Genomic DNA, 13,403 nt, shown 5'->3' with positions numbered 1-13,403 from the left:
CCTAACGAGGTAACCCATGAAACCAGGTATCCATCCAGAATACAAAGAAATTACTGCTACTTGTACTTGCGGTAATGCATTCAAAACTCGCTCTGCACTTTGCAAAGACATCCACTTGGACGTATGTTCAGCATGTCACCCGTTTTATACTGGTAAGCAAAAAGTGTTAGACGTAGGTGGTCGTGTAGATCGCTTCAAAAAACGTTTCTCTGTTTTGGGCAATCGTTAATCGATTACCGAACGAAAAAAAACCGGAGCTTAGGCTCCGGTTTTTTTTGCTTCAAAATACCCTGCATGTGCACATTAGCATTCATCTGTTCTGCGCATAGCGGTAGGGTTTTCATGGCGATGGTTGTAGCACAATAAAACAACGCCATGCTCAGCATGCTAGCTAAGACATAGCGTTAAGTGAGTACAACCTATGGCTAAAGCGATGGTACAGCAAATTCAAACAACCGGTTATTGACCACCTGATAGCACTTGGTTGATTGAAGAGGAAGAGCTGTCTGGTTTAATACTGGCGCAATTGCTGCCGCTTTGCTCACAACTGACTCCGCGAATACGACTACCGACAGAGCGGCTATCATAAAGCCCTGAAGAATTTAACCGTTTGACTAAACCGGCAAGCATGTTGTTCATTTGAATTTGCTGCCCCGTCACGCGGATGACCTCAATGTTTTCAACTTGCTGTAAATCTTTTACTAATTCTGCATGTTCATTGCTTGCTGCTAGTTCAGCGCTGACTTCCGCTAAATAAGGTTTGGCTTGGGTTTGCCCAGTTAACACTAAGCGTTTAAACAACTCTGCTGCCGCAACAAGATCTTTTTCAGTACCAATACCGTGTTGTTTAAGTTGGCCCAGTAACAGCATTGACGTTGCTAACTTTTGTTCTGACGCTTGCTCGAGTAATACCACAGCTTGCTCGATTTGCGTTGGATCTTCAGTTTGCAACAATGTTACTGCTTTTGAATATTGGGCTGGAGCATAATTTAAAGAGATGGCTTGTTCTAATAACCGGTCTGCTTCTGCGATATCTTGCTCAATAACAAAGCCATTTCGTAACCAATCTGACATCAAGTAAACTGACATGGGGTTGCGCTGGCGTACACCTTGGCGAAGATAGCGTAATGCTTGACTGGTATTCTGTTCTAAACCATCGCCTGTCGCATAAGACATGGCAACGATCGCCGCGGCATCGCCGCTACCTGCTCGAGCCAGTCGCATCAATTTACGCAGCTCTTTTGTGCAGTCAGTTTCAGTGCATATTTGCTCATTGTTTCCGGCATTTTGTGCAGTGGCGGGCAGGCTAATACTGATGCTACTTACGAGAATAAGTGCAGAGATCGATAAAAGGCGCATGGCATAACCTCATTAACTAAATATTTACCAGATATTGTAGTGATATTTTAATGACGGTCAAGGGATGTCGCTAAAATTAATAGTGATTTGTTTTATTTATGTTAAATTTTGGTGGTAACTAGTTCAACATATAAATACTCAGCAAGAGATTGGGTTTTAAGTGTATAGGCTTCTTTATGGCTAGCGCATTTCTTGCTATAAGAAGAGAAGAAAATATCAACAAGAAGGTGGTCATACTTGCTTAGGCTGGTAGGTCCAGCAACAAATTGGTGTTTTTCTATTAAAGAGCTCATTAAAATGAGCCTTCATCTGGCTTGCTGTAAAACAATAATAAGCATAATTGCAGCCTGTCGCCGCTTACCTTACTCCAGGACAATTAGAATGACAGATTTCAGAGAACAGGCACTTCGCTACCATGCCGAACCCCGCCCAGGAAAAATTAGTATTGAAATTAGCAAACCGGCTGAAACCGTCCGCGATCTTGCGCTAGCTTACAGCCCAGGTGTGGCGGAGCCCGTTCGTGAAATTGCTGCTGATCCAGACAATGTGTATAAATATACCGCTAAAGGTAACTTAGTCGCTGTGATTTCTAACGGTACTGCGATTTTAGGTTTGGGCAATCTGGGGCATTTAGCATCAAAACCGGTGATGGAAGGTAAAGCCTTGTTGTTTAAACGCTTTGCCAACTTAGATTCGATTGACATTGAAGTGTCACATCGCACAACGGAAGAGTTTATAACGACGGTTGCCAATATTGCCGATACCTTTGGTGGTATTAATTTAGAAGATATTAAAGCGCCAGAATGTTTTGAAATAGAGAAAGAGTTAATCAAACGCTGCAACATCCCGGTGTTTCATGATGATCAGCATGGTACAGCAATAGTCACTGCTGCCGGTATGCTTAATGCGTTAGAAATCCAAGGTAAGGATATTAAACACGCCATTATCGTTTGTATGGGTGCGGGTGCTGCGGCTATTGCTTGCATGGAGTTATTAATTAAATGCGGTGCCATGCGTGAGCATATCTATATGTTGGATACCAAAGGGGTGATCCATGCTCGGCGCGAAGATTTAAACCAATATAAATCGTTATTTGCCAATAATACCGATAAACGGACTTTAGAAGATGCTTTACAAGGGGCGGATGTTTTTGTTGGTGTATCGGGCCCCGATGTGTTGCCAGCAGAAGCTTTAATGTTAATGGCAGATAAGCCTGTTATTTTTGCTTGTTCAAACCCTGATCCGGAAATTAAGCCTGAGCTCGCGCACGCGGCTCGACAAGATCTGATCATGGCAACAGGTCGCTCTGATTACCCTAATCAAGTGAATAATGTTTTGTGCTTCCCGTTTATTTTCCGTGGTGCTTTAGATGTACGTGCCAGTGAAATCAATGATGCAATGAAACTTGCAGCAGTAGAAGCGATCCGCTCAATTGCTAAAGAGCCGGTGCCAGCCGAAGTTTTGGCGGCGGCTGATGTATCAGCTTTAGAGTTTGGTAAATCTTACATTATTCCAAAACCGATGGATCCGAGATTGTTACCTCGAGTGGCACGTGCTGTGGCGGAAGCCGCGGTAAACTCTGGCGTTGCTCGTTTACCATTGCCTGATAATTACTATAAGTAAGCTGAGCCGCTTATAAAAAAAACCGCCTATTGGCGGTTTTTTTTATTCTTCGTCGTTTTCTGCTTCAATGATGACTGGGATGGGTTTACCCATGCTGGTCAAAATCTGCCGAACTTCAGCAGGAATTTGATGCGGATTATCTTTACGTAGATCGTCATCAGCCGGTAATGGCTGGCCAGTAAAGGCGTGCAAAAAGGCTTCGCACAATAACTCACTATTTGTCGCATGCCGTAAGTTGTTCACTTGGCGGCGAGTGCGTTCGTCAGTTAGCACTTTTAAAACATTCAGCGGGATCGATACGGTAATCTTTTTAACTTGTTCTGATTTTTTACCGTGTTCCGCGTAAGGGTGAGCATACTCACCATTCCACTTAGCCATAAGGGTCCCTTGTTATTGGTCGAGAGAAATTGCTCGCGCAAGTGCGAAATTCTACTGTTTTCTCTGTTACAGTCAAACACTGTGCAACAAATAAACATTATAGACGGCTAAATGGTTTGACTTCCAGTGTTAACGCATTATACTTTTTGGACATCTAAACATCCAAAAGGGCGTATTATGACCAAGCGTCATCCAGCGACTATCGTTGCTCGTGCGGGTATTGCGGAAGATACCGCCTTTGGTGCAGTGACACCACCAATTTACCTCACTTCAACTTATCAACTTCCGGCATTAGGGCAGCCAGGTCCTTATGATTATTCACGTTCAAATAACCCTACCCGCGATGTATTAGGGGAGGCGTTAGCCGAACTCGAAGGCGGTGCTAAAGCGATTATCACCAATACTGGTATGTCAGCTTGTTTGTTAGCACTGCAATTACTAACACCCTCTGACACCTTAGTGATCCCGCATGATTGTTATGGTGGTAGTTATCGATTATTTACCAATTTGGCGCAAAAGAAGCAGGCTTTTAAATTACACATTATCAATTTTCAAGATGCCGATTGGGCCGAGCAATTACGGTTAAGCCAAGCCAGCATGATTTGGTTAGAAACACCGAGTAACCCATTACTGCAAATTACTGATGTGCGAGCGGTTTGTCAGTTAGCGGCCAGCCTCAAAGCCAAAGTGGTGGTGGATAACACCTTTTTATCGCCAGTATTACAGCAGCCCCTCTCCTTAGGTGCAGATTTAGTCATACACTCGACGACGAAATTTATTAATGGCCACTCTGACATTATCGGCGGTGCCGTGATTGCTAAGGATCTGGCGGTTGGTGAAGAATTAAAATGGTGGGGAAACTGTTTAGGCTTAACCGGTGGAGCATTTGATGCCTATCTTACCTTGCGAGGCTTAAGAACGTTAAACTTGCGCTTAAAGCTGCAACAAGAAAATACGGCTGCAGTGGTCGATTTTTTAGCGGCGCATCCTTTAGTTGCTAAAGTGTATTATCCCGGGCTGACAAGTCATCCTGGGCATCAGATTGCTAAAGAACAGCAATTGGGTTTTGGGGCGATGTGTAGTTTTGAGTTGAACGCTCCTGCTGCATTGTTAAAAGATTTTTTCAATGCTCTAGAGTATTTTACTTTGGCACAGTCACTGGGAGGCACTGAAAGTTTAATCTGTCATCCTGCTTCAATGACGCATGCTTCGATGGATGCGGCGGCGCAGCAGCGAGCGGGTATTGCTGCCACCTTAGTGCGTTTATCAATAGGCATTGAAGATGTGGCAGATTTACGTGCTGATTTGCAACAAGCGCTAAACGTGGTAGCTCAGCGTTTAGCTGACTAAAACAACTCCTCTAGCTTAGACAACAGATGATTTAATGCCTGTTGCCTATTTTTTTTAATATTATGTGAGCTCTCACTAATATCTGAAATTCATTAACTTAATGATTTCTTTATTTTAGTTCGTGTTTGATGGTTTCTTTATACCGTAAAATCAAGTTCCGTAAGCAGGTAACACGCTTGGCATTGTTAATTAAATTCGGGTAATCTAAAGTATATTAGTAGCTAGGCGCTAACGTTACAGCCAAGGAATTGGATTTCTGCATGCTTTTATCGGGCCTGTGTCGGCATCGGCGACATGTTTATCATTTTTTCTGCTTTTTGTTGTGTACTGTATTTTTTAATACGGCAGCGGCTTCTGCTGCAAAGCATATTCCTAGCTTAGATAATTATTTTAAAGAAACGCTCAACACTCGAGCCGGCTTACCGCACAACACTATTAATGCTATTACTCAAACGCCGGATGGCTATATGTGGTTTGGCACTTGGGAAGGCGTTGCTCGATATAACGGTCGCGAATTTCGCATTTTTGATCGTAACCCCCAAACCGGTTTGCCAGATGTCGGCGTGCGTACTTTTCATTTAGATAAACATAATGTTTTGTGGATAGGTGGTGCACGGGGCGGGTTGGTTAAAGTACAAGATGGGCAATGGCAAGCTTTTCCCCCTTTTGGTGAATTGATTAATCGTTTGTTTATGGATAATCAAGATCGATTATGGGTTGCTACCGAGGGGCAGGGGCTTTACATGCAAGATGCCACCGGTAAACGCACACATTTTACGCTTGACGATGGATTACCCTCTCTCCAAATTCACAGTTTGCAACAAGATGCCAACGGCTTACTGTGGGTTGGCACCGCGAATGGATTGGTTTACTTAGATGCACAATTGCAAATTCAACCGGTTGCTGCAGACGAATTTAATGGCGTACCGATATTTGCATTGGAATTAAATCATCAAGCAGCGTTACTAGTGGGCACAGAACGTGGCCTTTACCTGGCACAGCCAAGTCAATCTAAGCCATTAACTTTATTAGATAATGTTCCGGTGTCGGCCATATTGCAGGAGAACTCAGACATTCTATGGATTGGCACTATAGATAGAGGCTTATTACGCTTACATAACGGTATTACTGAATCTTTAGATATGCGGCAGGGCTTACCCAATAATCGTATTTTAGCTTTGTTAAAAGACAAAGAAGGTAATTTGTGGGTTGGAACAAATGGCGGCATTTTTCGTTTAAGAGATGCACCTTTTAATACCATGACTACAGAAGTCGGATTAGCCGGAAATTATACCCGTGCTCTGTTATCGCATTCTAATGGCTGTATGTATGTTGGTAGCAGCCGCGGTTTAACTCGTATTTGTAATGGTGCGTTCAGTATTATTGATTTAACGGCAGTCAGTGTCGGGCAGTCGGTGTTAAGTCTAGCGGAAGGACCCGATCAAACGGTGTTAGTGGGCACCTATGCCGATGGTTTAATTGAACTGCAACATGATCAGATCCGACGCCATTATGATACCGGGAACGGTTTACCAGCCAATGAAGTTCGCGCCATCCTACCTCTGGGCAACGGTCAAATGTGGGTAGGCACGTCTAATGGTGTTAGTCTTATAAAGGATGATGGTATTTTAAGTTTAGGCGTTGCGGATGGTTTACCCAGTTCTTTTGTTGTCTCGCTGTTTCAAACACCCGATCAGCGAATTTTTATTGGCACTGGCAATGGTGTGGCCGTTTATGAAAACGAGCAACTGAGAACACTAAATATAGCGGCATACGATGATGCACACTATGCCTTTGGAATGACCTATGATGCCCCGGTAAACATTTTATGGATCACCACGGATCGAGGCCTGATGGCCTATCATCTAGCCAGCAATGACATACAGATTATTGGCCGAGCGCAAGGCATGCCGTTTGATAAAATATTTGAGTTAGTTCAAGACCAGCAAGGTTCTTTTTGGATCAGCAGTAATAGGGGCATTTTAAGGTTAAATCGCAGCCATGCCCTGGCGCTTTTAGCCGGTAAGCGTAGTTCATTAAGTGTCGAACTTTATGGCGAAAGCGATGGCATGATCAGCTCGCAAGCCAATGGCGGCTCGGCTAAAGCGGGTGCACTTCACCATGATGGCTCGGTGTGGTTTGCCACATCGATGGGAGTCACCCGGGTTCAGCCTGAGCGTTTACAGCAATTTGCTGAAATTGCTCCGCCAGTAGTTATTGAAAAAGTACATGTTGATGGCCAAGCTTTACCCTTAGGTTCTCCAGTTAATCTTGTAGCAGGCAGCAATCGATTGGAAATTAGTTACGCAGGCTTGGGTTTTGTGATGTCAGGGCGAATTCAGTATCGTACTAAATTAGAAGGTTTTGATCGTGATTGGGTGACGCGTGGCACTGCCAATACTGCCGAGTACACTAACTTACCACCAGGCGAATATCGCTTTTTAGTGAGTGCTAGTTATCCCGACGGTGAGTGGAGCAAGCAAGAAGCTGTCTATACCTTTACGCTACTACCTCATCTCTGGCAGCGTTGGTGGTTTAAATTCGCCATTATCTTGTTACTCACCACACTCAGTATTATTGCGGTGCGTTGGCGTATGTCGAGTTTAAGACACACTGAGCAACGTTTGCGTAAATTAGTCGCAGAGCAAACAACCGAATTGCAATTGCTCGCAAGACAAGATGCCTTAACCGGTTTGGCTAATCGCCGAGCCTTTGATGAAGAATTGCAGCATGAGTATCAACGCGCGCAGCGGAATAACACCACTTTATGTCTGGCATTAATAGATGTTGATCATTTTAAGCGGGTTAATGATCAACTGTCGCATGCGGTAGGTGATGAAGTACTGAAACGTTTGGCTGAAGTGTTAAAACAGCAATGCCGGACGGTTGATATGCTTGCACGTTGGGGCGGCGAGGAGTTTGTGGTGTTGTTACCTGATACCTCATTACAGGATGCTTCAGAGGTGTGTGAACGCCTTCGTCATAAAGTAGAAAAACTTAACTTCACTGATCTAGCTGCTGATTTGCATATCACAATAAGTATTGGTTTAACCACGAATAATAAGTTGGAATTACCCCAGCTATTAGTGAGTGCCGATAAAGCCTTGTATAACGCGAAAAAATTAGGGCGTAATCGCTTAGCCTTAGCTGACAATACGCGTTAAATATTGGGTATTAATTCAAAAAAACAGCATAATAATTCTTGATTGTGCATATCCTTCGTTCTACACTAGGCGCCATATTGTGCTATAACTTGTAGCCTAGTTTTTCTTTTTAAGAGTTTTCCATGTCCGTTGAACAACAAAACATTAAAATTCGCAGTGCCGTACTCGGTGCGGCGGGATACAGTGGTGCTGAGCTATGTGCTTTGCTATGCGCTAACCCCTATTTTGAACTGAGCTATGCTTTTGCATCGGCCGGTCGCAGTAGTGAACCTTTCGCCCAGTTATATCCTCGTTTTCAGCAACAAGTCGATATTTTGGTTGAGCCTTGGACCGATGAGCGCGTAGAGGCGTTAGATGTGCAGGTAGCGTTTTTGGCGTTGCCACATGAAGCCAGTGAAGCTATTGCCCCGCTGTTGTTAGCAAAAGGCATTGCGGTAGTCGATTTATCGGGTGCCTTTCGTTTAAAGCAAGCTGACTTATACCCGAAATACTATGGTTACGCTCATCAACATCCTGAGTTATTGGCCCAAGCGGTGTATTCATTAATGGAATGGCAAACGACTCCATTGGGTGATCTAGTCTCTGTTCCTGGCTGTTATCCTACCGCTTGTACGTTGGCGTTATTACCGCTGCTAAAAGCGGATTTAGTAACTAAAGACTGCATTCCGGTGATCAGTGCCACAAGTGGTGTCTCGGGTGCTGGCCGCAAAGCCAGCTTAAGTACTTCATTTTGTGAAGTCGGTTTAAATGCTTATGGTTTCTTTAAACACCGGCATCGCCCAGAGATTGAACAAAATCTGGGACGCAAAGTGGTGTTTACCCCTCATCTGGGTAATTTTAAGCGCGGCATTTTAGCAACCTGCGTTGTCACGTTAAAAGCCGGCGTGAGCGCTGAGCAAGTTGCGGCAGCTTTTCAGCATGCTTATGCCAGTAAGCCGTTAATCCGTTTTACTAAGAACTCTCCTAATGTTGCCGATGTGGCGGGTACACCGTTTTGTGATTTGTATTGGCAGCAAGATGGCGAGCAATTAGTCATTATGTCAGCCATTGATAACTTATTAAAAGGCGCTGCCGCGCAAGCGATGCAGGCGGCGAATGTTCGTTTTGGTAAACCTGAGACAGCGGGTTTATTAGCAGGAGCCAGCCTATGAAACCGCTAGTATTAAAAATGGGTGGCCGCTTACTGCAAGACAGGCAAGCGTTAGATGCCTTATTAGCGGTATGTGCCAACATTAAGCAGCAACGGCCGGTCATTTTAGTACACGGTGGTGGCGATCAGGTTGATCAATGGCTGAGCAAGTTTGGTTTTGTCACAGAAAAAATTGATGGGCAACGGGTATCACCAGCAGAACAAATGCCTGTGATAACTGGTGCTTTAGATGGCGCGGTAAATGCTGAAATGGTCAGCCGTGCCATGTTGCAAGGTTTGTTGCCTGTTGGCTTAAATTTATCCGCGGGTAATGCCTGTCAATTCACTGTGAATACGCGCCTTGGTGCGGTAGGTATTGTTAAACCCGCTGATGCGACTTTAATTGAGTTGTTATTAACCCAAGGCTATACCCCCGTATTTAGCTCGATTGGCATTGCCGCCGATGGTCAGTTGTTAAATGTGAATGCCGATTTAGCCGCAGCGGCGATTTGTCAGCTAGTGAAAGGCCAATTGGTGTTATTGACTGACGTTCCGGGAATTCTCGATGCCAATATGCAGTTAATTAACGAACTTTCTGCCGAACAAGCCAGTAACTTAGTGCTTGAGGGTGTGATTAAAGGCGGCATGAAAGTGAAGCTAGATGCTGCTTTAGAAACAGCGGCTGCGTTGCAAAGCAATATTGTGGTCGCGGGCTGGCAAAATCCAGCCGATTTGATGAATTTGATGCAGGATAAGCCTGTCGGCACCTGTATTTTGTATTAATTAGCGGCGCCATTGCTTGGCGCCATTGAGTAAGGATACCGCTTAGCGGATAACGCGTGTGCTATGAGTAAATTAACCCAGCTGCTATGTTTAGCTGAACTGGATCAACAACAATTGTCTGCTCTGCTTGATCTCGCTTTAGATATCAAACAATCACCTAACAATTACCGACATGCTTTGCAGGGGCGCAGTATTGCTTTGCTGTTTGAAAAGCCCTCGTTACGCACCCGCGTAAGCTTTGATGTGGGTATTCACAAATTAGGTGGCCATAGTGTCTATCTTGATTTGCAAAATGGCGCTATGGGTGAGCGTGAATCGGTTGAAGACTTCGGCAGTAACTTAGCATGCTGGACCGATGCTATTGTGGCGCGTGTTTACTCACAAAAAACCTTAGTGCGTTTAGCCTTAAGCAGTAAAAAACCGGTTATCAATGCTCTAAGTGATATTTATCACCCATGTCAAGCCTTAGCCGATTTATTGACATTAAAAGAGCAATACGGCGATTTATCTCAAGTACACTTAGCCTATGTGGGCGATGGTAATAATGTTTGCCAATCTTTAATGTTAGGTGCTGCGATCATGGGGATGGACTTAACGGTGGTCACACCACAAGGTTTTGGCCCTGATGCGCATGTATTATTAAAAGCGCAAGAAATCGCGCAGCGCAGTGGCGCCAAGTTAACATTGAGCCAGCATGTTTCTTCTGCGGCCGGTGCTGATGCGATCTATACCGATACTTGGTTATCAATGGGTACCCGTTCTGATCCTGCGTTAATTACTGAAATTTTTTCACCCTATCAGATCAATACTGCAGTGATGCAGCGTTTAGCGGTAAAACATTTTATGCACTGTTTACCTGCACATCGTGGCCACGAAGTGACCAGTGAAGTGTTAGACAGTGAACATTCTTTGGCATTGCAGCAAGCGGAAAACCGCATGCATGCACAAAATGCCGTTTTAGTCAGTTTATTTAGTTGAGGTTGATGATGAGCGTTGAAAACGTTAAAAAGGTAGTTTTAGCCTATTCAGGTGGTTTAGATACATCGGCTATCGTGCCGTGGTTAAAGGATAATTATAACTGCGAGGTGATTGCCTTTGTTGCTAACGTCGGTCAAGGCGACGAAGAGCTTGCCGGTGTAGAAGAAAAAGCCATTAAATCAGGTGCTAGCAGCTGCTACATCGTTGACTTACGTGAAGAGCTAGTCAATGAAGTGATTTTCCCGACGTTAAAAACCGGTGCGGTGTATGAAGGCCAATATTTATTGGGAACCTCTATGGCACGCCCTGTGATTGCGCGTGCCCAAGTTAATTTAGCCTTAGAATTAGGTGCTGATGCGTTATGTCACGGCTGTACTGGTAAAGGTAATGACCAAGTACGTTTTGAAGGGGCGTTTGCCGCGTTAGCGCCACAATTAAAAGTGATCGCGCCATGGCGTGAATGGGAATTTAACTCTCGTCAGTCACTGCTTAATTACTTGGCTGAGAAAAATATTCCGACTACCGCTTCTGCGACCAAGATTTATAGCCGTGATGCTAACTTATGGCATATTTCACACGAAGGCGGTGAAATTGAGAATCCGTGGAACGAGCCTTCAGATCAAATCTGGATGTGGACGAAATCACCTGAACAAGCTCCTGATCAAGCAGCTTACGTTGAGTTAAGTTTCGAAGCCGGTGAATTAACCACCATCAATGGTCAAGCGATGGGGGGTGTTGCTGCCATTGAGTTACTGAATGATATCGGCTCTGAGCATGGTGTTGGCCGTATCGATATTGTTGAAAACCGTTTGGTTGGCATGAAATCTCGGGGTTGTTATGAAACACCCGGCGGTACAATTTTATTAGCCGCATTAAAAGGTTTAGAAGCCTTAGTGTATGACCGTACTTCACTGAAATACCGTGAAGAAGTGGGTTTAGAGTTTGCGCAGCTGGTTTATGATGGACGTTGGTTCACGCCATTAAAAGACGCCTTACTTGCCGCAGCAACCTCTTTAGCATCACAGCTAACCGGTGATGTTGTGATCAAACTATACAAAGGTAATGTCACGGTAGCGAAGCGTCGCTCACCAAACAGCTTGTACTCAGAAGCATTCGCCACCTTCGAAGGTGATGAAGTGTATAACCAAAAAGACGCTGAAGGCTTTATCAGATTATATAGTCTGGCTAGCCGGATCAGAGCCTTACACGCAAACAAGGGTTAAGTATTATGGCTATGTGGGGAGGGCGCTTTACTGAGGCCACACTAGCAGAATTTCGTGAGTTCAACGATTCCTTGAGCTTTGATTATCAACTTGCATTGCAAGATATTACCGCATCCCGTGCTTGGGCTGCGGGCTTGCTGCAAGCCGGTATTATTAATCAGCAAGAAGCGCAGCAGTTAGATGCCGGCCTGGCCGACTTAGCTGTAGCGATTGAAGCTGATCCTAAGTTACCGTTGCAAACGCAAGAAGAAGATATTCATAGTTGGGTCGAAGCCCAACTAACGGCCAAGCTAGGTAATGTTGCGAAGAAATTACACACGGGGCGCAGCCGTAATGACTTGGTTGCAACTGACTTGCGGCTCTGGACTCGTTTAAATGCGGGTCATGTGCGTCAATCACTACTGGCGGCGTTAAAAGCCTTGTTGGTGTTTGCTGAGCGCGCCGAAACCGCCGTGATGCCGGGTTTTACACACTTACAGCGGGCACAGCCGGTATTAGTGGCGCACTGGGCCTTGGCCTATGTAGAAATGTTTAAACGTGACCTGGGCCGATTGGATGATGCTGTCGCACGTTTAGACAGTTGTCCGCTAGGTTGTGGCGCACTTGCCGGAACGGGCGTAGCAATGGATCGGCATACACTGGCACAACGCCTAGATTTTGCCGAACCTGCAGCTAACAGCTTAGATGCGGTTTCCGATCGTGACTATGTGGTTGAGTTATCCGCTGCCGCAACTTTATGCATGACGCATTTATCACGTTTGTCAGAAGATGTTATTTTCTTTTGCTCAGGTGAAGCGGGCTTCTTTAAATTAGGTGACGCGATCAGTAGCGGCTCCTCTTTAATGCCGCAAAAGAAAAACCCCGATGTATTTGAGTTATTGCGTGGTAAAACCGGTCGTGTCTTGGGCCATTTAGTGGCCATTTTGCATGTCATTAAAGGTTTACCTCTGGCATACAACAAGGACATGCAAGAAGATAAGCAAGGCTTTTTCGACTTGATGAGTACTTGGCAGCAATCGTTGTTAGTACTGGCAACTGTATTGCCGCATTTGTCGGTAAACGAAGCGCAATGTCGTTTAGCAGCAGAGCTCGGCTATAGCAATGCGACTGACTTAGCCGATTATCTGGTGGCGAAGGGTATTCCGTTTCGTGATGCGCATGAGTTATCCGGAGAGTTGGTGTTAAAGGCATCAGCGGCGAAGGTTGCGTTAGAAGCACTGCCACTAGCAGAGATGCAGCAGGTATGTGAACTGATCAGTGATGATGTGTTTGCTGCTTTGACCATCGAAGCCGGCTTAGCCAAGCGCAATGCTTATGGTGGCACTTCACCACAACGCGTATTGGCTGCGTTAAAAGCGCGCCAAGCTTGGTTGGATAGTATTTTGGCCTAAGTCCATTTGAAAAAAAACCGGCTTT

Annotated in this window: 12 protein-coding genes; 9 read left to right on the top strand and 3 right to left on the bottom strand. The window is 45.0% G+C overall.

The window, feature by feature from the left end; all coding sequences use genetic code 11:
* The first annotated feature begins 16 nt into the window (after positions 1-16).
* Positions 17-229 (top strand): 50S ribosomal protein L31, encoded by a 213-nt coding sequence (gene rpmE / locus ACUJFK_RS15885; RefSeq protein ID WP_226751047.1) that lies wholly within the window; start codon positions 17-19, stop codon positions 227-229.
* Positions 230-459: 230 nt separating this feature from the next.
* On the opposite strand, the gene ACUJFK_RS15880 is transcribed toward rpmE, so the two are convergent.
* Positions 460-1,359, bottom strand: coding sequence for a tetratricopeptide repeat protein (locus ACUJFK_RS15880; protein ID WP_445425431.1), 900 nt, complete (start codon positions 1,357-1,359; stop codon positions 460-462).
* Positions 1,360-1,460: 101 nt separating this feature from the next.
* Positions 1,461-1,652, bottom strand: coding sequence for a hypothetical protein (locus tag ACUJFK_RS15875; RefSeq protein ID WP_226751049.1), 192 nt, complete (start codon positions 1,650-1,652; stop codon positions 1,461-1,463).
* An 88-nt stretch (positions 1,653-1,740) separates the two neighbouring features.
* Here ACUJFK_RS15875 and ACUJFK_RS15870 point away from each other — a divergent pair, with 88 nt between their 5' ends.
* Positions 1,741-2,982 carry a malic enzyme-like NAD(P)-binding protein gene (locus ACUJFK_RS15870; protein WP_226751050.1) on the top strand — a complete coding sequence of 414 codons (1,242 nt, stop codon included), beginning with the start codon at positions 1,741-1,743 and terminating at the stop codon, positions 2,980-2,982.
* A 42-nt stretch (positions 2,983-3,024) separates the two neighbouring features.
* Here ACUJFK_RS15870 and metJ read toward each other — a convergent pair whose 3' ends face one another.
* Positions 3,025-3,360, bottom strand: coding sequence for a met regulon transcriptional regulator MetJ (gene metJ / locus ACUJFK_RS15865; protein ID WP_226751051.1), 336 nt, complete (start codon positions 3,358-3,360; stop codon positions 3,025-3,027).
* Between the two features lie 177 nt (positions 3,361-3,537).
* Here metJ and metB point away from each other — a divergent pair, with 177 nt between their 5' ends.
* The 7 genes from metB to argH all read left to right on the top strand — a co-directional run bounded on the left by metB (position 3,538) and on the right by argH (position 13,378).
* Positions 3,538-4,710 (top strand): cystathionine gamma-synthase, encoded by a 1,173-nt coding sequence (metB, locus tag ACUJFK_RS15860; protein WP_226751052.1) that lies wholly within the window; start codon positions 3,538-3,540, stop codon positions 4,708-4,710.
* Positions 4,711-4,970: 260 nt separating this feature from the next.
* Positions 4,971-7,874, top strand: coding sequence for a ligand-binding sensor domain-containing protein (locus tag ACUJFK_RS15855; protein ID WP_445425430.1), 2,904 nt, complete (start codon positions 4,971-4,973; stop codon positions 7,872-7,874).
* A gap of 122 nt (positions 7,875-7,996) precedes the next feature.
* Entirely contained in the window at positions 7,997-9,025 is a 1,029-nt protein-coding gene (argC, locus tag ACUJFK_RS15850; RefSeq protein ID WP_306177717.1) for an N-acetyl-gamma-glutamyl-phosphate reductase, read from the top strand.
* Positions 9,022-9,786: an acetylglutamate kinase gene (gene argB / locus ACUJFK_RS15845; RefSeq protein ID WP_226751055.1), complete on the top strand. Its 765-nt coding sequence runs from the start codon at positions 9,022-9,024 to the stop codon at positions 9,784-9,786. The genes argC and argB overlap by 4 nt, the downstream gene beginning before the upstream one ends.
* A 63-nt stretch (positions 9,787-9,849) precedes the next feature.
* Positions 9,850-10,764, top strand: a complete 915-nt coding sequence (locus ACUJFK_RS15840) for an ornithine carbamoyltransferase (protein ID WP_226751056.1) — start codon at positions 9,850-9,852, stop codon at positions 10,762-10,764.
* An 8-nt stretch (positions 10,765-10,772) separates the two neighbouring features.
* On the top strand, positions 10,773-11,987 hold the full coding sequence (locus tag ACUJFK_RS15835) for an argininosuccinate synthase (RefSeq protein WP_226751057.1): 1,215 nt from the start codon (positions 10,773-10,775) through the stop codon (positions 11,985-11,987).
* A 5-nt stretch (positions 11,988-11,992) separates the two neighbouring features.
* Positions 11,993-13,378 (top strand): argininosuccinate lyase, encoded by a 1,386-nt coding sequence (gene argH / locus ACUJFK_RS15830; RefSeq protein WP_226751058.1) that lies wholly within the window; start codon positions 11,993-11,995, stop codon positions 13,376-13,378.
* The last annotated feature ends 25 nt before the right edge of the window (positions 13,379-13,403 follow it).

It is taken from the genome of Alishewanella sp. HL-SH06 (assembly GCF_052656265.1).
This window is presented reverse-complemented; position numbering and strand designations above follow the sequence as displayed.

What these genes read in the sequence shown, in the direction of transcription:
- rpmE (WP_226751047.1), top strand. Translation starts at nt 17, where the DNA reads ATGAAACCAGGTATCCATCCAGAATACAAAGAAATTACTGCTACTTGT.
- ACUJFK_RS15880 (WP_445425431.1), bottom strand. Translation starts at nt 1,359, where the DNA reads ATGCGCCTTTTATCGATCTCTGCACTTATTCTCGTAAGTAGCATCAGT.
- ACUJFK_RS15875 (WP_226751049.1), bottom strand. Translation starts at nt 1,652, where the DNA reads ATGAGCTCTTTAATAGAAAAACACCAATTTGTTGCTGGACCTACCAGC.
- ACUJFK_RS15870 (WP_226751050.1), top strand. Translation starts at nt 1,741, where the DNA reads ATGACAGATTTCAGAGAACAGGCACTTCGCTACCATGCCGAACCCCGC.
- metJ (WP_226751051.1), bottom strand. Translation starts at nt 3,360, where the DNA reads ATGGCTAAGTGGAATGGTGAGTATGCTCACCCTTACGCGGAACACGGT.
- metB (WP_226751052.1), top strand. Translation starts at nt 3,538, where the DNA reads ATGACCAAGCGTCATCCAGCGACTATCGTTGCTCGTGCGGGTATTGCG.
- ACUJFK_RS15855 (WP_445425430.1), top strand. Translation starts at nt 4,971, where the DNA reads ATGCTTTTATCGGGCCTGTGTCGGCATCGGCGACATGTTTATCATTTT.
- argC (WP_306177717.1), top strand. Translation starts at nt 7,997, where the DNA reads ATGTCCGTTGAACAACAAAACATTAAAATTCGCAGTGCCGTACTCGGT.
- argB (WP_226751055.1), top strand. Translation starts at nt 9,022, where the DNA reads ATGAAACCGCTAGTATTAAAAATGGGTGGCCGCTTACTGCAAGACAGG.
- ACUJFK_RS15840 (WP_226751056.1), top strand. Translation starts at nt 9,850, where the DNA reads ATGAGTAAATTAACCCAGCTGCTATGTTTAGCTGAACTGGATCAACAA.
- ACUJFK_RS15835 (WP_226751057.1), top strand. Translation starts at nt 10,773, where the DNA reads ATGAGCGTTGAAAACGTTAAAAAGGTAGTTTTAGCCTATTCAGGTGGT.
- argH (WP_226751058.1), top strand. Translation starts at nt 11,993, where the DNA reads ATGGCTATGTGGGGAGGGCGCTTTACTGAGGCCACACTAGCAGAATTT.